This window comes from Chitinimonas sp. BJB300 (assembly GCF_002735695.1).
GTDB lineage: Bacteria > Pseudomonadota > Gammaproteobacteria > Burkholderiales > Chitinimonadaceae > Chitinimonas.
This window is the reverse complement of record NZ_PDZH01000020.1, coordinates 21,454-47,692: the sequence shown is the minus strand read 5'-3', so window position 1 is coordinate 47,692 and position 26,239 is coordinate 21,454. Positions and strand designations below refer to the sequence as shown.

Sequence of the window (26,239 nt, the reverse complement as noted above, 5' to 3'; positions counted from 1 at the left end):
CCATCGCCGACAAGCCCGTTGCTGTCGCCGCACCAAACGTGCTCAGCAAATAGTCGGTGTACAAATCGAGTTCTTTGTTCTTCATGGCGACAGGTTATCGTATGCACTGCGTAACATCAGTTATTGAGCAATACCGTGCGCAGATCAGAACTCGAATCGGGCTGGCTGCGGTGCATTGACCAGCGGTGTAATCACGGTCTCAAACAGTTTTTCTTGTTTAATCGAACCCGCCACCTTGGTGAAAACACTGGCAGTCATCGCCGGCTCGTCACCCACTACGGCAAACAAACGGCCACCTTCCGCCAATTGTTCATACAGAAAAGCCGGTATCGTTGGGTAAGAACCCGTGGCGACAATCACATCGTAGGGTGCGTACTTGCTCCATCCTTTGGCGGCATCGCCCACTTCCACGGTCACGTTCTGGATACCAGCCGCCGCGAGGTTGCTGCGCGCCTGGTCGGCCAAGGCCGCATCGATTTCCACCGAGTAGACCTGTTTGGCTAATTTGCTCATCAGTGCAGCCAGATAACCCGACCCCGTACCGATCTCCAGTACCCGTTCCGTCCCAGTCAGGGCCACTTCCTGTACAGCGCGGGCTTCCAGCTTGGGATGCCACATCTTCGCCCCGGCAATCAACGGAATTTCCATATCGACCAACGCCATGTCGCGGCGCGCAGCAGGGACGAAATTCTCACGCTTCACTTCCGACAGCAGCGCGAGTACGGTCATGTCCAGTACTTCCCAAGGACGAATCTGCTGCTCAACCATATTGAAACGGGCTTGTTCCCAATCCATGGGGCTTCCTTTCCAGACGAAATAGCCGCTCTGGCAGGCGGCGTTGGCAATCAAATCAAATTCTTGTAATTATTTCATACTTGCCTTAGCTTGACAGCACTTCGGCAAGTACTCCGCTTGCTAAAGACGCTAGGGGTTCTAAGCGGCATAGCCGCCTGGATGAGAAATACCCTCTGCACCTGACCCGGTTAACACCGGCGTAGGGAAGCGTCATACGGCTGTTGCATTCGCATGCCGTTCTCCGCCCCCTGCGCCGTTCAAAGGAAATTACGATGAACGCGCCGCAAAAAATGCTCTCCCAGACTGCCCAGGTAGACACCGCTTCGGTCCAGCCTTTTCCCGCTTCGCAAAAAATCTACGTCGAAGGCAGCCGGCCAGACATCCGCGTGCCGATGCGTGAAATCAGCCAAACCGATACGCCTACCAGCTTTGGCGGCGAAAAGAATCCACCTATCTATGTTTACGACACTTCGGGCCCCTATACCGACCCGAATGTGAAAATCGATGTACGTAAGGGACTAACACCCTTGCGCGCGCAATGGATTACAGGACGAGGCGACTCCGAGCAACTGACGGTAATGAGCAGCGACTACGGCCGCACACGCGAAGCCGACAAGTCACTCGACAACCTTCGCTTCGAACTGACACGCAAACCCCTGCGCGCCAAAGCTGGCGCAAATGTCAGCCAGATGCACTATGCGCGCCGTGGCATCATTACGCCGGAAATGGAATTCATCGCCATCCGCGAGAGCCTGCAACGCAAAGAGTACATCGAATCTGTACGCCTCGCTGGCGGCAAGTTGGCCGACCGCATGGTGGCGTTATTGACTCGCCAACATCCTGGCCAGAGCTTTGGTGCGGCTATTCCGCAGGAAATCACGCCCGATTTCGTTCGCCAGGAAGTTGCCCGCGGCCGCGCCATCATCCCGGCCAATATCAACCATCCTGAATCCGAGCCGATGATCATCGGTCGTAATTTTATGGTGAAGATCAACGGCAATATCGGTAATTCGGCCGTTACCTCCAGCATTGAAGAAGAAGTCGAGAAGATGACCTGGGGCACGCGCTGGGGTGCCGACACCATCATGGACCTCAGCACTGGCAAGCATATCCACGAGACACGCGAGTGGATACTGCGCAACTCTCCGGTGCCTATTGGCACCGTACCTATCTACCAAGCGTTGGAAAAAGTGGATGGCAAAGCAGAAGAACTGACCTGGGATATGTTCCGCGACACGCTGATCGAACAAGCCGAACAGGGCGTGGATTACTTCACCATCCACGCCGGCGTGCTGCTGCGCTATGTGCCGATGACGGCCAGGCGCATGACTGGCATCGTGTCGCGTGGTGGCTCCATCATGGCCAAGTGGTGCCTGGCCCACCATAAAGAGAACTTCCTCTACACCCACTTTGAGGATATCTGCGAAATCATGAAGGCCTACGACGTCAGCTTTTCGCTTGGCGATGGCTTGCGCCCTGGTAGCGGATGGGATGCGAACGATGAGGCCCAACTGGGAGAATTACAGACCCTGGGCGAACTGACGCAGTTGGCCTGGAAGCACGACGTGCAAACCATGATTGAAGGCCCCGGCCACGTACCGATGCAGCTGATCAAAGAAAACATGGAGCTACAGCTGGACTGGTGTGATGAAGCCCCGTTCTACACCCTGGGACCACTCACCACCGACATTGCCCCTGGTTACGACCATATCACCAGCGCTATCGGTGCCGCCCAGATTGGCTGGTATGGCACGGCCATGCTCTGTTACGTCACCCCCAAGGAACACCTGGGCTTACCGAACAAGGATGACGTGAAAGAAGGCATCATGGCTTACAAGATCGCTGCCCACGCTGCCGACCTTGCCAAGGGCCACCCCGGTGCACAGATTCGCGACAATGCGTTATCGAAAGCACGTTTTGAATTCCGTTGGGAAGACCAGTTCAACCTGGGCCTGGACCCAGACCGGGCACGTGAATACCACGACGAGACCCTGCCACAGCAAGGTGCCAAGGTAGCCCACTTTTGCTCCATGTGCGGACCGCACTTCTGCTCGATGAAAATCACCCAGGACGTACGTGACTTTGCTGAAAAACAAGGTATTGCCGCAGAGGAGGCGCTACAAAAAGGGATGGAGGTAAAGTCGATTGAATTTGTAAAGCGTGGTGCAGAGGTCTACTACAAGACATGAGCTTCACTACGTCACAGTGTGTACAACAACTGGGCTTATCGTTAAAGCCTAGTTGTGCGCGTCCGAGGAAAATAAAACAGCAGAATAAGGGCGCATAAAGTCCGCTCTTGTTCACCGTCAACCTTGGTTTTTCCGCTTTGCCAGCTAAGCTCAAAAACAACCGTATGACTAATTAATTTTTTCCAAGTCACTCATGTTCCAGTGTGGGGTTGCTGTCGACGTCACAAGTAGGACACCAATGGGAGCTGGCAATGTCATTTACCCAAAGCATCAGCGGGCGACTGAATATTCTCTTTGTCCTTATCGTATCGCTGGTTTTGGCTGGGCTCGGGTCATATAACTATTTTGCAACCAAGTCTCAATTGGAGACCAGCCTGGAGGACCAGGCAGACGCCCTGGCTGTGCGACTACAGTTGAGCCTGCCTGCGGCCATTTGGAACTTTGATAAAACACAGATAGGGCAGGTATTAGAGGCCGAGATGGCCGCCAAGGTCTTTGGCGGCATACGTCTGAATAATGGCAAGGAGCACTTGCTTGGGTTGATGCGTGGCCCAGATGGTAAGGCCATACCTGCCGATGCCAAGGCCGAAATTCCGGGGGTGATGCGTGAGATAGAGCTGCAGTTTGATGACAATGGCCAGAAGAAGGTTGTTGCCAAGGCCTATATCTATGTCCTGCATGATTCGGTTGCTGCTGCGTTAACGAAAAGTGTTTGGGTATTGCTGATACAGATCATCATTGTCGACCTGATCTTGACGGCGGCCTTATCCGTCAGTATCTCCGCCGTCGTCCTGAAGCCGCTTAAGCGACTTAATGATGCATTGAAAGAAATAGCTTCTGGCTCTGCTGACTTAACCCGTAGGCTTCGGATTGTGGGTAAGGATGAGTTTGCCGATGTGTCCCAGTCGTTTAATGTTTTTGTTGAACGACTACAAGGCATCATGCGCCAAGTTTCTGATACAGCGCCACAACTGGCCGCGGCAGCCGAGCAAACCAGTCGCATCATGGAACAAAGCAGTGCGGGCATACAGTTACAGCAGCAGGAAAGCGCCTCGGTTGTCATTGCAGTCGGTGAACTAGGCCGCCAAGTCCACGAAATTACAGTCAATACCAGTGCCGCCTCCGAAGCTGCCAACTATGCCGACATCGAAGCAGAAAAAGGCCAAAGCGTTGTAAACGATGCCATCAGAACCATCGGTGAAGCGACTGTTGAAGTAGACAATGCTTCGAAAGTCATTGCCCATCTGGCAACCAACAGCCAAAAAATCGGCTCGGTGCTGATGGTAATCAATGAAATCGCCAAACAGACCAATCTGCTCGCTCTGAACGCAGCCATCGAGGCTGCCCGCGCTGGTGAGGCAGGCCGAGGCTTTGCGGTAGTTGCCGATGAAGTCCGTACCCTGGCCAACCGTACACATGACTCCACTACCGAAATCCAGCGGGTAATCGCCGAACTGCAGGAGGGCAGCCGCCAAGCAGTGACAGTTATGAACACCAGCAAAGAGAAAGCCGCCTTGGGGCTACAGCGTGCACGCGAAGCTGGCCTGAATATCCAGCACTTGGCCGAATCAGCCCGCAAGATTGCTGAGCTGAACGAAGAAATAGCCACAGCATCCTCGCAACAAGACGAAGTGGTAACGAACGTGACAGACAGTATTCGTCAAATCCAGAAAGTGGTTACCGAGGCCGCCAGCGGCGCACTTGAAACCTCTGTCGCCAGTGAAGAAGTCGCACGGCTGGCAGTACGGCTACAAATCTCAGTTGAACAGTTCAAGGTCTGAACCTCAAGGAACACAAGCCCATGAATCGTCGCAAATTCCACTTGGCGCTGTTTGCCATTCTGGGCAGCACGCTGATCAATGCGGCGTCGGCGGATAGCAAGACCATCACGCTTGCTTCCCTGGAGTGGCCCCCTTACACCGGTACAAAATTACCAGAGCAAGGCGCAAGTGTGGCTGTGGCCAAAGCAGCATTCAAGGCCATGGGTTATGAACTGAAGGTCGAGTTCTACCCATGGAGCCGAGCAGTGCAACTGGGCAAATCGAGCCCCACCCACGCCGGTTATTTCCCTGAATACGACTCGGCCGATGTACGCAAGGACTTTCACCTGTCCGAACCCATGGGGACGGGCCCATTGGGCTTGGCGCAGCGTGTAGATGCACCTTTCACTTGGAACAGCATTGCCGACTTGTCCAGCAAGAAAGTCGGTGTAGTGCAGGACTATGTCAACACCACCGAGTTCGACGCCAGGGTTGCCGCCAAGCAGCAGAAAGTGGATGTCGCCATAGATGACGGCAAAAACCTGCTCAAGCTGGGCGGGGGCCGGCTGGACCTCGCCGTCGTAGATAGTAATGTATTCAATTACCTGATGAAAACCGATGCAGCACTCAAGTCCTATGTCGGCAAATTGAGCATGAATGCCAAGATCTTAGAAGACAAGAAGCTGTTCATCTGCTTTAAAAAGGACGCCGAGGGGCAACGGGCTGCCAAGATCTTTAACGAAGGCCTGAAGAAAATCGATGTCAATGCCTTGATGAAAAAGCAACTGGGTGGCTAAGCCAGCTGATAATCGAATTTCTTTACAGAGTTAGTGTTCAACTCAATCCTTGAGGACCTTGCAATGCGAAAGATCACCTTGTTACTTGCTTGTCTTGCCTTGACAGGGCTATCCGCACAAGCTGCCGAAAAACCTGCCAGCATCAAGCTATGTACCGACAATCTCGAGTCTTTTCCGTGGCTGGTCAATGGCAGAGATGGCTTGAATATTATCCACCTGAAGCAGGTCGGACAAAAACTCGGCATAAAGGTCGAAATCAGCCCAGTGCCCTGGGTGCGTTGTCTAGATGATATGCGCCAAGGCACAGTGGATGGGGCTTTCGCATCCAGCTTCAAGCAAGACAGGCTAGCAATGGGCTTTTATCCAGGAGCCAGCGATAAACCCGACACAGCCAAATATTTAATGATGAGTGGCTATTCGTTGTATCGGCTCAAGGGCAACAATGTCAGCTACGACGGCAAGACCATCAGCAACCTGACCACCGCAGTTGGCGCACAGCAAGGCTATTCCATCATTGAGCAGCTCAAAACGATGGGTGTGCGGGTGGATGACGGTACACGTGGTGCCGATGACAATCTACGTAAGTTGGTGGCGGGTCGATTGCAAGTCGTTGCCTTGCAAACACAGGAAGGCGATAACTCCATAGCCCAATCTGAGTTCAACGGTAAAGTGGAGAAGATAAGCCCGCCATTGGTTGAAAAACCTTACTTCCTGATGCTGTCCAAGCAGTTTTATGGCAAATACACCGAGTTTTCCAACGAAATCTGGGATGCCGTTGTCTCTGTAAGAGATTCTCCGGAATATAAAAAGACGGTAAGTAGCTTCAAATAGCCAACCCCCTATACATCAGGCCCCGCTTTGTATCGTATACAAAGCGGGGCCTGATGATTTTGCCAAAGTCCGGAAGAATATCGTTAGCTGTAAAGTACCCTTGGCTTACTGGGTTTTTACAACCCGACCCAATGCAGGCACTGCCAGTGGCGAATTGGCTTTGATGTACTTCTCCAGCGCATCGATATCCTGCGCACCGCCTAAACGGTCGATACCCAGATTCAACACGGTAAATCCATCCCCCCCATTTGCCATGAAGTTGTTCACCGTCACCCGGTAATTTGCTTGCAGATCCAGCACCACGTCATTCAATTTGATGCCGGCCGTATCAACACGTTGCCCAGCAGGCTTGGTGCTGTCCCAGCGGTAAGTGAACCCTTGTGAAGGATGCAGTACACGATCGATTGGCTGGTTATTGGTGTAGCCAACAAACTGCTGCTCGAGTAACTCTTTGATCTGTGCGCCAGTCAGCGTCATCGTCACCAAACTGTTGCCAAAGGGCTGAACAGTGAAGAGCTGACCATAGGTGACGTTGCCCGACGCGTCCGGGACGAGGTCGGTACGTGCTCCGCCCGGGTTCAGGAATGCGATCGTGGCATTGCCAAATGTTGCACCACTGGTAGCGGCCAATTGCGCATCGGCAATCACATTCCCCAATATTGCCTCACCGCTTGCATTGACGGCCTTGAATAATCCGCCAGCAAGCTGTCCCGCTACACGGCTCTCCAAGGGTTTTACCAGCGCGTCGTACCGTTCAATCAACGAAGTCAGCACACTGTCCATGGCAACATTATTAGTCACGGGAATATTGGTGGCAGTGCGCTTCACCACATCATGGGTGATGGGATCAAGCGTGAAATCGATTTCCGAAACCACCCTGCCATACTGGTTGGCACTGGTAACCAACTTGCCATTGATCTCACAGTTATAGGCCTGATGCGTATGACCGCTGACGACAATGTCCACCGCCGGGTTCAAATTCTTGGTGATATCAACAATCGCACCCGACATTCCCTTGCACTCACTCAACCCACCAGTCTGGGCTCCACCTTCATGCACCAATACCACGATGGCGTTGATGCCCTGCGCCTTCAGCTCTGGTACCAGCTGATTCACGGTTTCTGCCTCATCCCGAAACTTGAGCCCCGCCACACCAGCAGGCGACACTACCGACGGCGTTCCTTTCAATGTCATACCGATGAATGCCACCTTGATACCCTGGAATTCCTTGACCAGATAAGCAGGGAATAAGGTCTTGCCCGTTTTCTCATTAACGACATTCGCGGCAAGATACTTGAACTTGGCACCACCGAAGTTGGCCTTACCCACGCAACCATCAACAGGGTGACAGCCACCGTTCTGCATCCGCACCAGCTCTTCGGCCCCCTCGTCGAATTCATGGTTACCCACCGCATTGAATTCGAGCCCCATCTCGTTCATCGCCTCAATGGTGGGCTCATCATGGAACAGCGCCGACAGCAAAGGGCTTGCGCCAATCAAATCCCCCGCTGCCACCACCACGTTATTTGGGTTCTTGGCTTTGAGCGTTTTCAACCAGGTCGCCAGGTATTCAGCACCACCAGCATTCACCTTCACGGTTTTGCTGTGGTCTGCCGGGTCGGGCAGCATAAGCGAGCCACCGGGCTTGAGATTGCCGTGAAAGTCATTGATCGCCAGCATCTTGACGTCCACCCGGCCGGCAGAAGGTGCAGTAGTGACTGAACTGCCATCACCAGCGCACCCTGCCAGCAGCAAGGACATAGTAAGTGCCGATAAAGCCAGCAAAGGTGTTCGCAACATGCTAGGTATCCAGGAATTATTCAACGGGAAACGGGCTCATAACAATAGAACTGGCGCATTACAGAAAAGTTGCCGACTCAAGCTGGACCATGACCAAGGGGCCACACAGAATGACCATGACCTATAGAAATAGTGTCAGCGAATGCTTTTATCATTGCTCTGCCTATCCAGTACCACTTCGATACCGTCGTAAGCCAATCCGCTGTGGGTATTGAGGCCAATCTGACACGTTCGACTAGCAGAAACACCACAGTCGCAGCCTTGTTGGCGGTCTGCCACATGGCGCAGCGCGTGGGCATTCAATGCGGATACAGTCATCCCTTTATCGCCAGCAAAACCACAGCAAGCTACGCCGGTTTCAACCACCTCATTGGCCAAAGCGGCCGCCAATGCACGCAAATCAGCAGCAGCGGGTTGCTTGGCGATACTGCAAGGCACATGCAGGGCCAGCTTGGCGATACGTTTCACCGCTAGGCGTGGCAATACCCATTGATTCAAAAAATGAGGCGCGGCAAACAACCGTAAACGTGCATCGAGTTGGCCATTCTGCTGTGCCTCGATCAACCTTAAGCCACAGGGTCCGTTATCAAGGTAGACGGGCAAGTCACCGTTGTTACTCACAGCCAATAGCGCCAGGTTGGTATGCATAAGTGCATCGACAGCGGCTGCCAAAGCATTACCGGAAGCAAAGGGCTGGCCACAGCATATGCCGGCATAGTCCAATGGTAAGCGTGGAGCAAAGCCCGCCTTTCGCAATACCGATAGCGTGGCAGCCAATTCACTGTCAGCGCCCTGCGTGCCAGCCAGCACACGGTTTGGGCAGCTAGGGAACACAACCACCGCCTCTCCTGCCACATGGGAAACAACCGGTAACGGTGCGGCAGCAACTAAGCCCGCCGGTACCAGGGGGATACGAGGCCAACGCTGATGAGCATGCTCGTTTAATCGCTGCAATCGCCTGGGACCAAACATCCGGCCCATCCACCGCCAGGCTCTCAACCCACTACGTGCCATGGCTGTCGCCAGTCGATAGTGGCGGGCAATCTGCTGTGCCACAAATGGAAAATTTGTCCGGTCACTCAGCTGATGCATTAACTTACCGGTGTCGATGCCCACCGGGCAACGGGTGGCGCACATGCCGGTGGTTGCGCAGGTCTCGATGCCCCGCTGACGGTACTGGGCCAACCAATGCTGCCGTCTCGCCAGCTTGGCAGGCTGCTGTCGCCATGCTTGCAACTGACGCCACACGACAATGCGTTGGCGTGGACTCAGCGTTAGACCATGTGATGGACAGACCGGCTCGCAAAATCCGCACTCGATGCATTTATCCACCAGAGGATCGGCTACCGGCATCGGCTTGAGGTTCTTCAGGTGTATATCAGGGTCAGCATTCAAGATCACCCCGGGGTTGAGTATGCCCTCTGGGTCAAACAACGCTTTGATACGTTGCATAACCGCGTAGCCATCCATCCCCCATTCCAATGCCACAAAAGGCGCCATATTGCGCCCGGTGCCATGCTCACCCTTGAGAGCACCATCAAAGTCCACCGCCACCAATTGCGCCAACGCCGCCATCAAGCCTCGATAACGTTCCACCTCAGCGGGCTCATCAAAGCGCGGCGCAAAAACAATGTGCAGATTACCTTCTAGGGCATGGCCAAACAGGAGGGCTTCGGTATAACCAAATCGGTCGAATAGCCCCTGCATCCCCGCGACACCTGCAGCCAACCTTGCGACAGGAAAAGTCACATCCTCAATCACTACCGTGCTGCCGGGCGTTCGTGCCGCACCAACCGCAGGAAATAGCCCCTTTCGCACCGCCCACCAGGGTTCGAAATCTGCCGACTTGGCGCTGAAGCCAGCGCGACGGGCAATATCAAAGCCAGCCAGCACTGCATCCACCGCGGCAATCTGCACTGCCAACGCATTGGCGTCCGGTGCTCGAACCTCAATCAAAAGCCCGGCGGCGTAAGAACTACTCAGCAGCAAGTCGGGCAGTTTGGCGGCAACCGCCGATAGACTCCTTCCATCCATCAACTCCACCGCACTCACCGATGTAGCCGCCAAAGCGCTGACGGCATGGCAACACGTATCCAGCCTGTCGAACAACAACAAAGCAGATGCCTTATGCGGGTGTTCAACCACCGTGCGGTAATCGACGCGGGCAATAAACCCCAGTGTGCCTTCCGATCCAATCATGAGATGGATCAACATATCGACGGGGTCGGTAAAATCCAGCAGGGCGTTCAGGCCATAACCCGTGGTGTTCTTCAGCCGAAATTTATGCCGGATACGTTCGCTCAAGATTACATCGTTGTGAACCTTCTCTGCCAACTCGGTCAGACCCAGCAGTAGGTCGGCGTTGTTGCTGCGAAAACGGCTTACTGATGCCGGATCAGCCGTATCCAGCACACTGCCGTCGGCCAGTACCAAGCGCATGGCCAGCATGGTGTGATAGCTATTGTCCCGGGTGCCGCAACACATTCCGCTGGCGTTATTGGCTGCGATACCTCCAATTTTGCATGTGCCAATCGAAGCCGGGTCGGGGCCGATCTTACGGCCATAGGGGCGTAAGCAATCGTTGGCATGCTGGCCGATCACACCGGGCTGTAAACGAATGACCGCACCACCATCGAGAATTTCATGACCTCCCCATCCATCACCCAGCACCACCAGAATACTGTCTGTCACCGCTTGGCCCGAAAGGCTGGTACCCGCGGCGCGGAAAGTAAGGCCCAGTTTTTCAACTCTGGCTGCGGCCATGACGGCAATCACTTCCCGTTCACTTTCCACCCGTATCACCACCTGCGGCACAAGCCGGTAAAAGCTGGCATCGGTACCCAGCGCCAAGCGAAGCATCGAGTCGGTGATGATGCGCTCTGGCGGCAACTGGCCCGCAAGGATGATCAAAAAACGCGTATAGGCAATGCGTTGGGTCATTGGGCTCAGGGTAGGAGGGGGCAGCAATACTTTCATGATGCGACCTCTCTGAAATGCTTGTTATCCGCGCCAATATCTCTATCACTCAGTGCAAACCCAGGGAATGCAAATCAATGAAACTTTATGCTCTGCTGCCTGCAACGCTTTTGTTAGCGGCCTGCGCCACTACACCCGGCTATCTGACCACCTATCCATTGGTGGAACATCCTTCGACCAATGCCAACGGGCGTGTGCGCTTTCTCGTCATGCATTACACATCAAGCAATTTTGCCAGCTCGCTCCAAACCCTGAGCGAACCCAGCGACGATGGCGATGATGTCAGCGCCCACTATCTGCTGCCCGAAGAAGGCGACCCCAGTTATGGTGAACGTGCGCTCAAGGTCTACCAGCTCGTACCTGAAAACCGCCGCGCCTGGCATGCCGGCCTGTCACGTTGGGAAAACCGCCAGAACCTGAATGACCAATCAATTGGTATTGAGATCGTGAATCGGGCCCGCTGCCATGCAGTTGAAGGCACCGAACCACTTTGTTTCTTTCCCGATTTCTCTACCACCCAGTTACAGCTGCTGCTCAAACTAAGCCAGGATATCCTGGTGCGAAACCCAGACATTACGCCGACCTCTGTGGTTGGCCATAGCGATATCGCCCCCACCCGAAAAACAGACCCCGGCCCGCGCTTCCCCTGGCAGTGGCTGGCGCAGCATGGGGTAGGCGCTTGGTATGAAGATGACACGGTACTCAAGCATTACCGCGCCGTGCAAGGCAATACCGATAATATCGCCCTATTGCAACGGGCACTGCGAGCCTACGGTTACGATATCAAAGACGACGGTGCGTCCGATGCGGACATGGCCAGCTACATTCGCGCCTTCCAGATGCATTTCCGCCCTTGGGAAATCAATGGCCAAGCAACGGCCACCACCACCGCCACGGCGTTGGCACTGGTTGAAAAATACTATCCCACCAAGCTACCGCAGGTACTGCAACCCACAACACCCTAGCCAGAATCCTGATCATCACAGCGCCAGGCGTACATACCGCACGCTTTCAGCCTTCGCATCGATAATCATCCCAAATACGGGCTTATCGACCCCAGCAAGCGAGGCTGGCCTGCTTACGTTATGCTCCGCGCTGGCTGCTATTCTCCATATGAGTATCAATGCTTTCTCTTCGCCGAAGCTTAGCGACCATCCTTACTGGCCTATTGCTGGCCTTGCCCTCAGGCTGTAGCAATACCCCCCCTCGCAAGCCTGTCGAGCCCGGCTTGCAGCCAGGGGCTACCGAAAAACGCCGTCTCGACCCTACCCCGGCACCCACAGCAGCGTCGTTACCGCAAGCCCTTCAGGAATTTCGCGGCGTTTGGGTAGCCACCGTGGCGAACATCGACTGGCCCAGCCAACCGGGCCTGCCAAGCGCGCAGCAACAGGCCGAGATACGCGCCATTCTGGACCGGGTAGTGGCATTGAACTTGAACGCCATCGTGTTGCAAGTCAGGCCCACCGCGGACGCCATCTACCCTTCCGCACTGGAGCCCTGGTCAGCGTACCTGACCGGCAAGCAAGGCCAGCCGCCACAGCCCGAATACGACCCACTGGCGCTATGGATCAACGAAGCCCATGCGCGCGGCCTGGAATTGCATGCATGGTTCAACCCATTCCGGGCATGGCACCGCCGCATCAGCATGCCGCTTGCCGATAGCCATGTAGCACGCAAGCAGCCAGAGTGGGTAAGGCCGTATGGCGACTATCTATGGCTGGACCCCGGCGAGCCAGCCGCCGCCGAACGCGCGCTGGCTGTGATGGGCGATGTGCTACGCCGCTATGATATCGACGGCATACAGATTGACGATTACTTCTACCCTTATCCCATTCCCGCCGCGGGCAGGGCAGGGGCGCGAGGTGCGGTACAGGACTTTCCCGATCAAGCCACTTGGCGTCGCTATCAGGCAGGCGGCGGTAAGCTGAACCGGGCAGATTGGCGGCGTGACAATGTGAATCGCTTGGTTGAAGCCACCTACAAGCTGGTTCACACAGAAAAACCCTGGGTAAAGTTCGGCATCAGCCCCTTTGGCATTGGGCGACCAGACTTACGCCCCCCTGGCATCGTGGGCTTCAGCCAGTACGATCAACTCTATGCCGATGCAGAGCTTTGGCTGGAACGCGGCTGGGTGGACTACCTGGCACCGCAGCTTTATTGGCCGGTAGACCAACCCCGACAAGCCTTCCCGATATTGCTGGCCAGCTGGCAGCGCACCAACCCGCTTGGGCGGCATATCTGGCCTGGGCTGAACATCAGCCGGCTGGATGGCTCCTCAAGCGGTTGGTCCACCAATGAAATCACCAAACAGATCGAAGCCAGCCGCCAGCCGGCTGGACAGAGCGGCCAACTGCACTTCAGCATGCGCACGCTGCTGCAAGACCAACAAGCAATCGGTGCTGCTCTATTGCAGCAAAGCTATCCCACACCCGCGCTGCTACCCAGTTACCCGTGGTTGGGCAGCCAACGACTGGCTACACCCAGTCTGACTTTCCAGGCTGATACTGCACGCCTGCAAATCGATACACCTCGAAGTTCACCAGCCCGGTTGGCAGTTTGGAAGCAATACGCCAGTGGCTGGCAACTCGACATTCAAGCGGCCAGCCAAACAACCGTAGAACTGGCAGCACACCCGGAATGGGGCGCAGTACGTGCAGTTGCAGTACAGGTGCAGGACCGCCTGGGCCAGTTGAGCGAAGTGGCCATTTGGCAGACAACCCATTAGGTTGAGCCAGCCTAGTCGCGGTAGACGTTTTCAAAATCCAGGCTGCCATTGGGTGCCATCATAAAGCCCTTAACGTCACGCAGCATCGGGATGTAGACAGTGGAATGCGCCATGGTGATCCAGGGACGCTCGCGCTTGAAAATGACCTGTGCCTGCTCATAAAGGGCAATGCGTTTTTTCTGGTCGGTCGTGGCCCGGGCTTCGTCCACCAAGTGGTCGAATTCGGCATTACAGAACTTGTAACCACCCGGGTTGGCGGCACAGGTGAGGTTGGGCGACAGGAAGTCATCGGCATCGCCTGTTTCGCCAGACCATCCGCTCATATAGACGCTGTGTTCCCCCTTGCTGGCGCGCTTGAGATATTCGCCCCATTCATAGGTCTTGATATGGGCGGTAACGCCAATCTTGGCCCAATCCTGCTGGATCATCTGGGCCATCATTTGGCCATTCGGGTTGGTCGGCCGAGCTACGGGCAAGGCCCATAGATCCACTGCCAAGCCGTTTTTGTATCCCGCTTTGGCCAGCAGTTCCTTGGCGCGCTTTGGGTCGTACTCATTCTTGAGTTGGTGGTTATAACCGGGAATAGCCGGTGGAAATGCGCTTACCGCCTGCATGGCATCACCGCGCGGAAACAGCGCCTTGAAAAGCGCATTACGATCGATGGCGATATCCAGCGCTTCGCGCACATCGCGGTTATCGGTCGGTGGCTTGGCGAGATTGAATGCCAGGTAGGAAATATTCAGCGCCTGAATATGCTGAAGCTGAATCTTGGGCTTGCCCTCCACGGCAGCGATATCCACATCCCGGATAGGTGCGGTGATGTGGCATTCCCCCGCCAGAAGCTTCTGCACCCGTACGTTGGGCTCGCGGGCAATCGACATAATCAACATCTCAGTCTTTTGCTTGCCACCCCAATAATCCGGGTTGGCATCAAGGCGTAGCACATCATCCTTGCGGTAGGACTTGAACCGATAAGAGCCCGTGCCTATCGGGTAATTGTTGATATTGGCCGCCAGGCCCCTGCCAAGCAGTTGAGCAGCGTATTCAGCCGACTGGATGCCGGCAAAACTCATCGCAAAATAATCGAGAAACGTGACATTGGGTGCCTTGAGCCGGAAGCGCACCGTGTAATTGTCCAGCTTGTCCACCCCAGCCAGCATTTGCGTCAAACCGAGGTTTTGCGGGTAGATAAAGGTGGCAGGAAACGCCACGTTAAAAGGCTGCTGAGGGTCGATAAAGCGCTGGAAGGTAAACAACACATCGTCCGCATTCATCAGGCGGGTGGGTTTGAAGTAGGTAGTGTGGTGAAAACGCACATCCCTGCGCAACTTGAAGGTGAAGGTTTTGGCGTCGGGCGATACCGTCCATTGCTCGGCCAATTTAGGCTGTAAACCCGTGCCACCGCGCTTAAAACTAAGCAACCCCTGGAAAAGCTGACGGGTGATATTACTGGTGCTGGAGGAATCCCACAGGCCTGGATCAAACCCCTCTGGGCTCGCATCAGCGCAGTAGATAAGGGGCTTGGCCAGTGTGCTTTGGCTGATTAACGCCACAGCAAGAAGCGCCAGTTTGGCGGGGCGAAAAAGGTAGCTTGGCAAATACATAGAACTGGTAGAAATCCAATGGGTGAGAGAGTCCCGCCCGTTTTTGCAACAGGTGGAAAAGCATGGGCAAAGGCGTCTGGCCAAGTTAGACGAGCATTACATGATTTTTATCGCAGCAAGGTTTCGCTGCAGTGCACAAAGCGCAGTATCATGCTGCCCGTTTCCACCCCGACGGCCACTCATCATGACCCACTTTAAGTCCGTTTCCTATTCGAGTCCGCAGCCCGGTCCACGCCTGATTGTATTGGGTGCTGTGCATGGCAATGAGTTGGCTGGTACACGCGGTATTTTGCGGGTGATGGAAGAGTTGGAGACTGGTAGCTTGAAGCTGGTCAGCGGCAGTGTGACCTTTGTACCCATCACCAATCCGCTTGCCTATGAAAAACAGCAACGCGCCGGCGACCGGAACCTGAACCGTAATCTCAGCCCGACTGATGAGCCGCATGAATTCGAAGACCGGATCGCCAACTGGCTTTGCCCATTGCTGGCCCAGCACGATGTCTTGCTTGATCTGCACTCCTTCCAATCACCCGGCCAAGCCTTCGCTATGGTGGGGCCGGAAAACAACGACGGAGCGCTGGAACCATTCAAATTCGCCCATGAGGAAGAAACCTTGGCAATGCGCCTGGGGGTGGGCCGACTGGTAGATGGTTGGCTATCGACCTACGCCCACGGTGTGGAAGCGCGGATAGCCCGCATGCCGGCGGATGCCTCACGCGCGGACATGCTCAATGCCGATTCACGCTATGGCGTCGGTACAACGGAATACATGCGTTCTGTCGGCGGCTACAGCATTACGCTCGAGTGCGGCCAGCACGACGATCCTCAAGGCCCCGAAGTCGCCTATCGCGCTATTCATAACACCCTTGCGCACCTTGGCATCAGCGTCGAGGCCAACCCTGCACCAGCCGAATCAATCGAAGCGCTGCATATCTACCAAGTTATCGACAAATTCAACGCCGACGACAGCTTCAGCCGGACTTGGGCCAGCTTCGACCTGCTGAAAACCGGTGATGTCATTGGCCACCGCGCTACTGGCGAGAAAGTGATAGCCGAGTGCGATGGCTATATCCTGTTTCCAAACAGCAAAGCACAAGCGGGGCAAGAGTGGTTTTATCTAGCGAGAGTAACGGATAGGTTTGTACCTACGGCCTGATTAACCGTAACAAAAAAAAGCCACATCGTGTGATGCGGCTTTTCTTTATGCAGTGCTCAATAATGCGGCGGAATCTCATGCTGCATACCGGCTGGCTTGAAACCATCCTGCATCCGCTCGGTTACACCCCGCATTTCCTGCGCTAACCACTCCAACTGTTGCTGCTGGCGGGCTACCACCTTGTTCAATTCGTCCAGCAGGTCATCCTGCAAGGCGAGGCGGATTTCCAATTCGGTGATGCGGTCTTCCATCGCTTTATCCTTATTACTCAACGACCACGCGGTTTACTGGGGCTGCCTTTAATCGGGCCACCTTTGCCACCGCGTAGATTCGGTTTACGCGGTGGAGCTGGTGCCGCAATACGCCCCACCGAGCCTGGTCCGCCGCCTCCACGTGCATTGCCACGTGGGGCTTGCTGGGCGCGCTCTTCAGCCGTCGGGTGCGGTACAAGGCAATGGGCCGCACCACCAATCAGATCGGGCCGGCCCATATTTACCAGTGCTTCACGCAAAATGGTCCAGTGCTTCGGATCGTGATAGCGCAAAAAGGCTTTATGCAGCTTGCGCCGATAAGCATCACGTACATTGTCCACAATCTCGCTATTACGCCCCACCTTTTTCAGGGGATTACGCCGCGTGTGCCACATGGTGGTTGCCATGGCCATGGGCGTGGGCGTGAAGGCCTGCACTTGGTCGGGGCGGAAGTTGTTCTTCTTCAGCCAGATGGCGAGGTTGAGCATGTCCTCGTCCGTCGTGCCAGGGTGAGCAGCGATAAAGTAGGGGATGAGGTATTGCTGTTTGCCGGCTTGTTTGCTGAAACGGTCGAACAGCTTGCGGAAAGCCTCGAAGGTATCCACACCGGGCTTCATCATCTTGCTGAGCACATTCTCTTCGGTGTGCTCCGGGGCAATCTTCAAGTACCCACTGACATGATGCGTCACCAGTTCCTTGATGTACTCGGGTGAACGCACAGCGATGTCATAGCGCAAGCCCGACCCGATGGTGATCTTCTTCACCCCCGGCACGGCACGGGCTTTACGGTATAGCTGCACCAACGAGCTGTGGTCGGTATTCAGGTTTTCGCAAATACCTGGGTAGACGCAGCTAAGCCTGCGGCAGGCCGATTCGATCTTGGTGTCTTTGCAAGCCAGCCGGTACATATTGGCCGTTGGGCCACCCAGATCGGTGATATGGCCCTTAAAGCCCTTGGTCTTGTCGCGTATTTCCTCGATCTCGTTGAGGATGGACTCCTCCGAACGACTTTGGATGATGCGACCCTCGTGCTCGGTGATTGAGCAGAAAGTACAACCACCGAAACAACCGCGCATGATATTGATCGAAAAACGGATCATTTCCCAGGCGGGGATATGCGCACTGGCATAGCTTGGATGCGGATTGCGCGCGTAGTACTGGCCGAACACATAGTCCATCTCAGGCGTGGTCAATGGAATCGGCGGTGGATTGATCCAGATATCACGCTCACCATGTTGCTGCACCAGCGCGCGGGCATTGCCAGGGTTGGATTCCAGATGCAACACCCGGCTGGCGTGGGCATACAGCACTGGGTCATGTGCCACCATCTCGTAGGAAGGAATCCGCACCACCGTCTTGCCCCGTGCTTCGAGCTTGGCACGCACCCGCTCGGCCTTGCTGATCAGGCGGATCGGCTGGGTACCTTCGGGAATAGCTGGGCCATTGATCTGCTTAGGTACTTCTGGCTCCATGGCATAAGGGTCGATATGGGCATCGACGCGGCCAGGCGTATCGACTGTGCTTGAATCTTCTTCCACCCAATCAACATCAGGCCGCCAACCTTTGTTAGCGATAAAGGCGGTGCCGCGAATGTCACGCATATCGCGCAACTTCTCACCTGCCGCAGCGCGCTGGGCCACTTCCACCAATGCCCGCTCGGCGTTACCAAACAACAGGATGTCAGCTTTGGCGTAAACCAACGCCGACTGCCGCACGGTGTCGCTCCAATAGTCATACTGGGCGATGCGGCGCAGGCTGGCCTCGATGCCGCCAATCATGATCTGCACACCGGGGTAGGCTTCACGACAACGCTGAGAATAAATGGTTACCGCCCTGTCTGGCCGTTTGCCGGACACCCCGTGCGGGGTATAAGCATCATCCGAACGCGGCTTTTTGTCGGCCGTATAACGGTTGATCATCGAATCCATATTGCCGGCTGTCACGCCAAAAAACAGCCGTGGCTTGCCCAACTCTCTAAAGGCATCTGCCGACTGCCAATCGGGCTGAGCGATGATACCAACTCGCAGACCTTGTGCTTCCAGCACCCGGCCAATCAAGGCCATGCCAAAACTGGGATGGTCGATATAACAATCGCCAGTCACCAGAATCACATCACATTCGTCCCACCCCAATTGGTCCATCTCCGCGCGACTCATCGGCAGAAATGGCACGGGTTTACGGGCGAAAACGCCCTCGGGCAATTGAGAAATGGGGGGTGCGGCGCTGCTCATACGACGATTACCTGCTTGGCGAATCGACCATTTTCGCAGAAAAGCATCAATCAGCCAAAAAATGCTTGTTTTTCATCGAGATAGCCCATCAAGTTGATGACGAAACGGTAAAATCGGCGTCAGTTGCCTTATAGTGTTTTCTGTTCATACCTAGCCAATTACAAATGCGTGCCGATCTATCCGATTGCGCACCGACAGCCAGGAAAATCGCCATGGATCGCATGTCCTCGCCTATACCCGCCCGTATTGCCCAACTTCGCCAAGCCATGACAGCACAACGCCTTGCGGCTTATCTGGTCCCATCGGCCGACCCACACCTGTCTGAATACCTGCCGGGCCGCTGGCAAGGTAGGCGCTGGCTCTCTGGCTTTAATGGCTCGGTCGGCACGCTGGTGGTAACGCAGGATTTTGCCGGCTTATGGGCAGACAGCCGGTATTGGGTGCAGGCAGAGGCCGAGCTGGCCGGTACGGGTATCGAACTCATGAAGATTCCGGCGGTAGGCGGGTCTCAGCATATCGATTGGCTTGCTGCCAATGTGCCTGCCGGCAAAACGGTGGGGGTTGATGGGGCGGTGCTTGGGCTGGCTATGGGCCGTACGCTGGATGCTGCGCTGCAAGCCAACAATATCGCCATCCGTACCGATATAGACTTACTGGACAGCGTGTGGCCCGACCGCCCCAGCCTGCCAATTTCCGCTATCTACGAACACCTGCCACCGTATGCCACCCAAAGCCGGGCCGAGCGTTTGGCGTTGGTTCGCAAAGAAATGATGGCAAAGGGTGCCCAGTACCATTTCGTTTCCACTGTCGATGACCTGGCTTGGTTATTCAATTTGCGCGGTGATGACGTTAGCTACAACCCCGTCTTTATCGCCCATGCGCTTATCGGTATGGGTAGCGCAACGCTGTTTCTGGCGGAAGGCAAGGTCCCGGCGGACGTCGCTGCTGCCCTGGCCAAGGACAGGGTAACCATCGCCGCCTATGCCGAGGCATCGCCAGCCCTGGCTGCATTACCTGCCCACAGCACGCTGTTGCTCGACCCACGCCGCATTACCCTTGGCCTGCGCCAAGCTGTGGCACCAGGGGTCAAGGTCGTGGAAGCCATCAACCCCTCTACTTTCGCCAAGTCCAGGAAAAGCAGCGCAGAAGCCCAATATGTACGCGCTGCAATGGAACAGGACGGTGCTGCATTGTGCGAGTTTTTCAGCTGGCTGGAAGGGGCGCTGGGCAAAGAACGGGTTACCGAGGTCACTATCGACGAGCAAATTTGTGCAGCCCGCGCGCGCCGCCCAGGTTTTGTCTCGCCCAGCTTCGCCACTATCGCAGGCTTCAAGGGCAACGGTGCCATGCCGCACTACCGTGCCACAGAAGAATCACATGCCGTCATCGAAGGCAATGGCCTATTGCTCATCGACTCAGGTGGCCAGTACCTGGGTGGCACAACTGACATCACCCGCGTTGTTCCAGTCGGGTCCATCACCGCCGCCGAGAAACGTGACTTCACCTTGGTATTGAAGGGCATGATCGCGCTCAGCATGGTGCAGTTCCCTCGTGGTACAGCGTCGCCGCGGCTCGATGCCATCGCCCGTGCGCCAATCTGGGCTGGTGGCGTCGACTATGGCCATGGCACCGGCCACGGTGTCGGCTATTTCCTGAATGTGCACGAGGGCCCTCAGTCGATCTCCCCTGGCACAATGCCCGAGCCGCATACCGCCATGGAGCTGGGCATGATCACCTCCAACGAACCCGGTATCTACCGTCCAGGCAGATGGGGAGTGCGAATCGAAAATCTGGTGCTGAATGTACCAGCCGAAACCAATGAGTTCGGCGAATTCATCAAGTTCGAAACGTTGACGCTGTGCCCGATTGACACTCGCTGCATCGACAAAACCTTGCTACGCGCCGACGAAGTCGCATGGCTGAATGACTACCACGCCATGGTCAAGACACGTCTCGAATCGCTCGTGGAAGGCCCGGCTAAAAATTGGCTGTACGCACGCACTGCCGCCATTTAGCCAGAAAATTCAACAACCTAACTGCCCGCCAACATAATTTGAGCGGGCTTTTTTATTTATGAACTTGGAAATAGCATATCCTTCTGTCATATTTAGTTGGTTACGACTACAGGTCCAACCATCATGACTCGCTCAATGACCCTGCATACCTGCTGCTTGACCTTACTGCTGGCCTGTCAAAGCCTATCTGTCATGGCCCAAGAAAATCTCGACAATTCCAATGTTGTCGTGGCTCCCTTGAACCAACCTGACGAGCCCGCTATGCAGGAAGCCGCACCCGCCGTGCTGACACGTGGCATTCCCCGCCCCCCAAAGCTGGACGAAATGAAGCAGGGCTCCTGGTCTTATGAAGTCATGAAGATCGCCCGCGCTTCGGGCTGTGACGGAGACGGCGCCTGGTTGATCGGCAAAGACAACATGGAAGAGACTTACCAAGTGTTTTGCCCGACCGAGAAGCAGTTTGTGGCCGTCTGTGTGAGGGCCGGCTGCGTCGAAGTCGACTAGAACTCGCTCTGATACCCGGGGAAGAATTCAAGTCCACCGTTGCTCGCTACAGGCTCTATGAGCCTGTTCGCACTTTTATTTACCCAGCCTTCTCGAGGCAAAAGCACTGTATTGGCCCCAAGAACTTGTTTACGAATAGCACATTAACCCTGATCACGGCTGCGCAGTAAGACCGTCAGCAGGTTCTAACAAGCCCGCCCCGAGTCAGTGCTTGTTTATACCCGGCCTTTTCCACGCCCACGCAATTGCTATAGCCCCATTTCCTATACGTTCTGCAACCCATTGCGCTGCAACGTTTCGACCAGGATCTCCAAATTGTGGTTGCCATCAGCCAACCAAACCATGCCATCCTGAATCGTGCAACTGAGTTGCATGCTACGCGCCGCCATAGCGTCCAGTTCTGCAAGCGTGGTTTCCGGGATGCTCAGTACCGTCAGCTTTTCCAACTTACGCAGTACGCCTGCATTGGTTTTCCACCATACAGGTAGAGCACGGCCACCATAGGCAAATAATACGACTTGATCGGCTTTCCCACAGGCTTGGCGTAGACGGCGTTCATCGGGCAACCCCAGTTCTATCCAGAGTTTTACATCACCATGGTCATGGTGCTCCCAGATATCCGGCTCATCCTCACTGCTGATGCCGCGCGAAAACTTGAGACTTTCGCTGGCGTATAACGCAAAAGCCAGCACTCGCAACATCATGCGTTCAGTGGTTTCCGAAGGGTGGCAAGCAATCGTGAGGTTATGCTGGCCATAGTAACCGCGGTCCATATTGGAAACGCTCAGGTCGGCTTTATAGATGGTGGCGCTCAAGGCCATGGGGCGTACTTTCTGCCAAAGGCATGCGAAGACAAGGCGCGATTCTACCTGGGGTCGATAGTTCGCTTACACTCCCGGTTTCCTGTTTATTCACTTGGCATCCATGACACAGCACTTGTCGATCTCGGCTGCGCGTCAACTTCACTTGGCCGCACAAGGTCTGTTGAAACCCCAACGTCGGAAAGCCAATAAGGCCGATGTCCTTGCAGCCATTCGACGTATGGCGCTTTTGCAGATCGACACCATCTCCGTGGTTAACCGCAGCCCTTACTTTGTGTTATTCAGTCGAATGGGCGCTTTCGAGCCAGCTTGGCTGGAGCAACTGTTGGCTGAAGGCAAACTCTATGAATACTGGGCGCATGAAGCCTGTTTCGTACCAACCGAAGACTACGGCCTGCTGCGTTATCGCATGCTTGACCCATCAAGCATGGGTTGGAAGTACGCTGGACGGTGGTTGGAGCAGCATGCTACTGAGATCGCCGCCATCAAGCACCACATCAAAACACATGGCCCAGTACGCTCAGCCGACTTTGAGCGCAAAGGAGGCAAAGGCAATGGCTGGTGGGATTGGAAGCCGGAAAAGCGCCATCTGGAGGTGTTATTTACCGTTGGCCAAATAATGGTAACCGAGCGGCGTAACTTCCAACGTGTGTATGACCTAACAGACAATGTACTGACCAAGCATTATCAAAGCGGCTGGGATGATGCCCGCGACCTGATCAGCCCAGAAGCAGCGCAAGCGGAGATGGTGCGACGCAGCTGCCAGGCGTTAGGTGTGGTCAAAACTGGCTGGGTAGAAGACTACTATCGATTGAAACGTGGCAAATACGACGCCATGCTGCATAGCCTTGCCGAAGCGGGCGAGCTAATCCCCGTTCGAATCGAAGCCTGGCAACACGATGCTTTTGTCCATAAAGACTTGGCGCCGCTGCTGGACGAAGCCATTGCCGGCACACTGCAATCGACAGTTACCACCTTGCTATCTCCGTTCGACCCGGTAGTGTGGGATCGCAAACGTGCCAGTGAGCTTTTCGATTTCGACTATCGAATCGAGTGCTACACCCCCGCACCGAAACGCAAATATGGCTATTTCGTATTGCCTATCCTGTCGCGCGGCAAGCTGGTGGGCCGGCTTGATGCCAAGGCACATCGCCAACAAGGAATTTTCGAAGTCAAAGCACTGTACTTGGAGCCAGGAGTTCGGGTCACCCAGAAATTGACCGCCGACTTGCAAGCCGCGTTGCAACGCTGCGGCGATTGGCATGGCACTCCTCTAGTACGCGTACTAGACGTACCAACAGGTTTAGCTGGTGCACTCGACACCCACTAGCCTATCTATTCACCTTGCCGCCCCTTCAGATGAAACGCATCGCACCTCTTATCACATTGTTACTGACCAACTTTGCCTATGCCCAGGAACCCAGCCTGGAACTTGGCATAGGCGTTTCCGCCATCAGCCTGCCCGATTACCGTGGCAGCGATGCACAACACAGCTATCTGCTGCCTATCCCCTACCTCAGCTATCGCAGTGAAAAATTGGAAATCTCGCGCGCTGGGTTACGGCGCAGACTATTTGATAGCGAGCGGGCCGAAATTGACCTGAGCATTAACCTGACCCCACCCAGCCACAGCGAAGGCAATGTTGCCCGAGCCGGTATGCCCAGGCTTTCACCCACCCTGGAAATCGGACCCTCAATCAAATATCGCCTTAATGACGCCAACGCTAAGGTACGCTGGGAGGCCGTATTACCGGTACGCGCTGCACTGGTTGTAGATGACTGGCGTACCCGCTATATCGGCGCCGTTCTCAATCCAAAGTTGGCTGCGGACTGGAGCCTGGGTCAAGGGGAATCAACATGGCGAATGGGGTGGTCGGGCGGTGCATTGATTGGCAGCCGTAAGCAACATGAATACTTCTATGGCGTAGCACCCGAATTCGCTACTAGCAATCGACCCGCCTACCAAGCCCATTCTGGTTACGCAGGATTGCAGTCCACACTCAGTGCCAGTCGTAATCTAGGTGATTATTGGGTTGGCTTGTTCTTGCGCGCAGATAATCTGAACGGTAGCCGCTTTGCCGACAGCCCGTTACTGCAGCGCAAAACCACACTTAGCGGGGGTATTGCCTTGGTTTGGCGCTTCTACCGAAGTGGGCAGTAACAAGATTTCTGTCAAAGTACTTGACGGACTGCCGGAACATCTCCATACTTCGGTTTCTCTGTCGCGGGATGGAGCAGTTGGCAGCTCGTCGGGCTCATAACCCGAAGGTCACAGGTTCGAGTCCTGTTCCCGCAACCAAGAACATCAAGGCCTTAGACGCGAAAGCATCTAAGGCCTTTTCGTTTTTCAGCACAGGGCAGCGCCTCAAGCAACACATAGGCGATTTCATCAGTGGGGAGAACTCTCTTCCTAATTGGCCATGCAAATACACAAGCTAGATACTCAACGTGGCTGTGTCGCTAAGAACCTGTTAACGGTCCATCCGAGTTACCCACCAAGATCTCCGGCTGGCAAAGTACTTGAAGTTCCTTCAAAGGCCGCGCATTGGTAATGACTTGCTGAATAAGCTGCGCCATACGCTTACCTGCTCGGTGTGGAGTAGGCTGGACCACCGAGGTAATCTGCCTATCGACCAAGAGCGTGTCGGGCGGAATGCCGTCGTAAACAATCACCGACAAATCCTTCCCCATCACAATGCCCCGGTCTATCAGCACGCGTATAGCGCCAACCCCCGCAAGGTTGTTATCGATGATCACCGCCGTAGGCAGCCTGGGCTGTTCCAACAAACGCACCATCGCGTTATAACCACTGCAGCGCGCCAAGCCCGCCCGTAATATCCAATTTGTAGAAGGTGCGATACCCGCACTCAACATCCCTTTTAAATAGCCGGTGTAGCGCTGGTGGGCAAAGTTGTAATGCAGCGACGCATGAATATATGCGATATGCCGATGCCCCAATCCCACCAACCGCTCTACTGCCAACACGCTGCCAGCCTCATTGTCATAATCAAACCAGGGATGAACACTGCAATCTGCAGTACGTCCATAGGCAAGGAAAGGCACGTTGACTTGGCGTAGATAATCAATCCGTTGGTCTTGCACACAGGTACGGGACACGATAAAGCCATCAACCCGCCGGCTGCGAATCATCTGGTCGTACGTGTCCAACTCCCCCTTTTGGCTGGCGGATGCAATCAACAAGTCCATGTTGAAGGGAGCCAGCCCCTCAGTAATACCGGAGACCACCTCCAGAAAACGTGGATCAGCCACGTCACCCATTTCCAAGGGGTAAACAACACCAATGGCGTCAGCCCGGCCCAACGCCAAGTTACGCGCCACAACATTAGGTTGATAACCCAAAGCGCGAGCAGCCTCGATAACACGCAAACGCGTTTTTTCGCTTACATCGGAATAGCCATTCAGCGCACGGCTTACCGTAGTCATTGAAAGGTTGAGGCTTGCGGAAAGCGCTTTCAGATCCATCGACGTCTTATACCAATCAAAAGACTTGCCATCGGGAGCAGGTTACAACAGCCGAGCAAGCCTAAACTATTAGGGAGTCATATTAATTGGCTGGTATCTGCCAATTTGGTTCGCTCATCTGCACACTAGTTAGCGTCCACATCGATACAAATAAGCTAACAGAGTCGCCTCGGCAAGCCAGGGCTGCCATCAGCCTGGCGCTGCTAAGGTCGGCATTTGGGACCCAGCGCGCTAACCAATAGCCATAAGTCTGCTTGCTCGTCACCCATGAGCCCACTAGACTCCGCGCCATCTGCTGCAAG

At 55.1% G+C, this 26,239-nt stretch carries 19 protein-coding genes, 1 tRNA gene and 1 riboswitch; of the genes, 12 read left to right on the top strand and 8 right to left on the bottom strand.

Annotation, left to right across the window (positions count from 1 at the left end; all coding sequences use genetic code 11):
- Positions 1 to 144: 144 nt before the first annotated feature.
- Complete coding sequence (locus CSQ89_RS05380; protein WP_099405158.1) at positions 145 to 795, bottom strand: protein-L-isoaspartate O-methyltransferase family protein; 651 nt, start codon at positions 793 to 795, stop codon at positions 145 to 147.
- Between the two features lie 121 nt (positions 796 to 916).
- Positions 917 to 1,018, top strand: a riboswitch (TPP riboswitch).
- Between the two features lie 49 nt (positions 1,019 to 1,067).
- On the opposite strand from CSQ89_RS05380, the gene thiC reads away from it, so the two are divergent.
- The 4 genes from thiC to CSQ89_RS05360 all read left to right on the top strand — a co-directional run bounded on the left by thiC (position 1,068) and on the right by CSQ89_RS05360 (position 6,372).
- Positions 1,068 to 2,984, top strand: coding sequence for a phosphomethylpyrimidine synthase ThiC (thiC, locus tag CSQ89_RS05375; protein WP_099405157.1), 1,917 nt, complete (start codon positions 1,068 to 1,070; stop codon positions 2,982 to 2,984).
- 251 nt (positions 2,985 to 3,235) lie between these two features.
- Positions 3,236 to 4,765, top strand: a complete 1,530-nt coding sequence (locus CSQ89_RS05370; RefSeq protein ID WP_099405156.1) for a methyl-accepting chemotaxis protein — start codon at positions 3,236 to 3,238, stop codon at positions 4,763 to 4,765.
- A gap of 20 nt (positions 4,766 to 4,785) precedes the next feature.
- Positions 4,786 to 5,541, top strand: a complete 756-nt coding sequence (locus CSQ89_RS05365; RefSeq protein ID WP_099405155.1) for a substrate-binding periplasmic protein — start codon at positions 4,786 to 4,788, stop codon at positions 5,539 to 5,541.
- A gap of 63 nt (positions 5,542 to 5,604) precedes the next feature.
- Complete coding sequence (locus CSQ89_RS05360) at positions 5,605 to 6,372, top strand: substrate-binding periplasmic protein (protein ID WP_099405154.1); 768 nt, start codon at positions 5,605 to 5,607, stop codon at positions 6,370 to 6,372.
- Positions 6,373 to 6,477: 105 nt separating this feature from the next.
- On the opposite strand, the gene CSQ89_RS05355 is transcribed toward CSQ89_RS05360, so the two are convergent.
- Positions 6,478 to 8,172: a bifunctional metallophosphatase/5'-nucleotidase gene (locus CSQ89_RS05355; RefSeq protein ID WP_099405153.1), complete on the bottom strand. Its 1,695-nt coding sequence runs from the start codon at positions 8,170 to 8,172 to the stop codon at positions 6,478 to 6,480.
- Between the two features lie 135 nt (positions 8,173 to 8,307).
- Complete coding sequence (locus CSQ89_RS05350; RefSeq protein ID WP_199065230.1) at positions 8,308 to 11,148, bottom strand: FAD-binding and (Fe-S)-binding domain-containing protein; 2,841 nt, start codon at positions 11,146 to 11,148, stop codon at positions 8,308 to 8,310.
- 77 nt (positions 11,149 to 11,225) lie between these two features.
- Between CSQ89_RS05350 and CSQ89_RS05345 the strand changes: the two genes are divergently transcribed.
- Positions 11,226 to 12,113, top strand: a complete 888-nt coding sequence (locus CSQ89_RS05345; protein WP_099405151.1) for an N-acetylmuramoyl-L-alanine amidase — start codon at positions 11,226 to 11,228, stop codon at positions 12,111 to 12,113.
- Positions 12,114 to 12,271: 158 nt separating this feature from the next.
- A complete protein-coding gene (locus CSQ89_RS05340) occupies positions 12,272 to 13,873 on the top strand; it encodes a glycoside hydrolase family 10 protein (RefSeq protein WP_099405150.1) in 1,602 nt (533 codons plus the stop codon).
- Positions 13,874 to 13,884: 11 nt separating this feature from the next.
- Here the strand turns inward: CSQ89_RS05340 and CSQ89_RS05335 are convergent, their stop codons facing one another.
- Positions 13,885 to 15,426 (bottom strand): ABC transporter substrate-binding protein, encoded by a 1,542-nt coding sequence (locus tag CSQ89_RS05335; RefSeq protein ID WP_158228908.1) that lies wholly within the window; start codon positions 15,424 to 15,426, stop codon positions 13,885 to 13,887.
- Positions 15,427 to 15,661: 235 nt separating this feature from the next.
- Here CSQ89_RS05335 and CSQ89_RS05330 point away from each other — a divergent pair, with 235 nt between their 5' ends.
- On the top strand, positions 15,662 to 16,633 hold the full coding sequence (locus CSQ89_RS05330) for a succinylglutamate desuccinylase/aspartoacylase domain-containing protein (protein ID WP_099405148.1): 972 nt from the start codon (positions 15,662 to 15,664) through the stop codon (positions 16,631 to 16,633).
- 56 nt (positions 16,634 to 16,689) lie between these two features.
- Here the strand turns inward: CSQ89_RS05330 and CSQ89_RS05325 are convergent, their stop codons facing one another.
- The gene (locus tag CSQ89_RS05325) at positions 16,690 to 16,884 is read right to left on the bottom strand and encodes a SlyX family protein (RefSeq protein WP_099405147.1); all 195 of its coding nucleotides are present in this window, start codon (positions 16,882 to 16,884) and stop codon (positions 16,690 to 16,692) included.
- 17 nt (positions 16,885 to 16,901) lie between these two features.
- A complete protein-coding gene (locus tag CSQ89_RS05320) occupies positions 16,902 to 19,115 on the bottom strand; it encodes a YgiQ family radical SAM protein (protein ID WP_099405146.1) in 2,214 nt (737 codons plus the stop codon).
- A gap of 221 nt (positions 19,116 to 19,336) precedes the next feature.
- Between CSQ89_RS05320 and CSQ89_RS05315 the strand changes: the two genes are divergently transcribed.
- Together CSQ89_RS05315 and CSQ89_RS05310 are read left to right on the top strand one after the other, a co-directional pair.
- The gene (locus CSQ89_RS05315) at positions 19,337 to 21,130 is read left to right on the top strand and encodes an aminopeptidase P family protein (protein ID WP_099405160.1); all 1,794 of its coding nucleotides are present in this window, start codon (positions 19,337 to 19,339) and stop codon (positions 21,128 to 21,130) included.
- Positions 21,131 to 21,322: 192 nt separating this feature from the next.
- Positions 21,323 to 21,634 (top strand): hypothetical protein, encoded by a 312-nt coding sequence (locus CSQ89_RS05310; protein WP_139022973.1) that lies wholly within the window; start codon positions 21,323 to 21,325, stop codon positions 21,632 to 21,634.
- Positions 21,635 to 21,897: 263 nt separating this feature from the next.
- On the opposite strand, the gene CSQ89_RS05305 is transcribed toward CSQ89_RS05310, so the two are convergent.
- Positions 21,898 to 22,455: a YaeQ family protein gene (locus CSQ89_RS05305; protein ID WP_099405144.1), complete on the bottom strand. Its 558-nt coding sequence runs from the start codon at positions 22,453 to 22,455 to the stop codon at positions 21,898 to 21,900.
- A 103-nt stretch (positions 22,456 to 22,558) separates the two neighbouring features.
- On the opposite strand from CSQ89_RS05305, the gene CSQ89_RS05300 reads away from it, so the two are divergent.
- The 3 genes from CSQ89_RS05300 to CSQ89_RS05290 all read left to right on the top strand — a co-directional run bounded on the left by CSQ89_RS05300 (position 22,559) and on the right by CSQ89_RS05290 (position 24,753).
- Positions 22,559 to 23,785 (top strand): winged helix-turn-helix domain-containing protein, encoded by a 1,227-nt coding sequence (locus CSQ89_RS05300; protein ID WP_099405143.1) that lies wholly within the window; start codon positions 22,559 to 22,561, stop codon positions 23,783 to 23,785.
- Positions 23,786 to 23,814: 29 nt separating this feature from the next.
- The gene (locus tag CSQ89_RS05295) at positions 23,815 to 24,615 is read left to right on the top strand and encodes a MipA/OmpV family protein (protein ID WP_099405142.1); all 801 of its coding nucleotides are present in this window, start codon (positions 23,815 to 23,817) and stop codon (positions 24,613 to 24,615) included.
- 62 nt (positions 24,616 to 24,677) lie between these two features.
- A tRNA-Met gene (locus CSQ89_RS05290) sits at positions 24,678 to 24,753 on the top strand.
- A 161-nt stretch (positions 24,754 to 24,914) separates the two neighbouring features.
- Here the strand turns inward: CSQ89_RS05290 and CSQ89_RS05285 are convergent.
- Positions 24,915 to 25,937 (bottom strand): substrate-binding domain-containing protein, encoded by a 1,023-nt coding sequence (locus tag CSQ89_RS05285; RefSeq protein WP_099405141.1) that lies wholly within the window; start codon positions 25,935 to 25,937, stop codon positions 24,915 to 24,917.
- Between the last annotated feature and the right edge of the window lie 302 nt (positions 25,938 to 26,239).